Below are 1,055 nucleotides of genomic sequence, written 5' to 3' on the forward strand. Positions count from 1 at the left end.
ATTCATTGCGTTTAGATCAGGGGCTCGGTTCCTTAATAGGCAATAATTTGCTTAAATCCATTGGCGTTGGTTGCATTATATCGCCAAACCTTTCTCTCATTGCCTTCCCTCTGCCAATAACTAAAAATGCATTTTCTGGTTTGTTATCATTGCCGTTAACCCATAATCCAAATTCAGTCTCTGAATTGCCTTGCCTTATAAATAGAATGTTATTGAGGAATATAATGACATTTAGTGGAATTAAAGCAATACTTGTGTCAGGTTTAAGGTGATCTTGAACGGGAAATGCGTCTGGATGTATAGTTTTATTTACGCTACATTTGCTTGTCAATAAATGACAAGCACCAACTATTGCAAGCATACCGCCTTTTATTCTTGAAACTTCTAACCTAGGATTTTTCCAATTTTCTCCGCCAATAAAAATACCCTTAAATTTTTTATCTATTAGTGGACCTTCGCCTATTAACGCCCGCGTTTTTAATGTATAACTAGAAAGTACCATAGCCTGCATTTCGTTTATATTGTATTCACGCATCGCGTAATTTACTATTGTTTGAAACATAGCTGGTCCTTGTACTGAGGTAGGTCGTTTATCTCCTGAAATTGAAACATTTACTTCTTCAATCACCAGATTTCCAATACGCTCAATATCAATGTTTTCCGCTAAAGTTAACAACAATTTGTGTGCATCTGGTAAGTGATGTGCATCCCCAACCCAAATATTTAATTCACTAGTCTTGTCTTTATTCATTCTTTTAAAAAATTCATCATTGGATATTGTATTGATACCATGTCCTGTTGGGTCTGTGTATTTAAGCGGATTATTGCCCACATAAACATACAAATTCAAGCCATCCACCGCACCCGCTGAATCAGGGCTTATCCATCTTGCTAACCAAGGAGCTAGGTACCTAGCACCGTAGTAGGATAAACCACTGCTGTCGTCTCTTTCTTTGCCCGTGTAGCGGTAGCGTTTTTGCTGGGTTTGGGTTTTGTCTTTGCCAGCGATAATGGCAGTGCCACCATAGGGGTAATAATGTTCGTAACTGAGGGTT

1 protein-coding gene is annotated in these 1,055 nt (G+C 38.3%); it reads right to left on the bottom strand.

Features of this window, described 5'->3' with window-relative positions:
• Positions 1-16 precede the first annotated feature (16 nt).
• Positions 17-1,055 (bottom strand): RHS repeat-associated core domain-containing protein (locus tag BBROOKSOX_RS12400; protein ID WP_257607880.1); only part of this gene is annotated, 1,039 nt, incomplete at its 5' end.

Source organism: bacterium endosymbiont of Bathymodiolus sp. 5 South (assembly GCF_900128535.1).
In the GTDB taxonomy this organism is placed as follows: Bacteria; Pseudomonadota; Gammaproteobacteria; order PS1; family Pseudothioglobaceae; genus Thiodubiliella.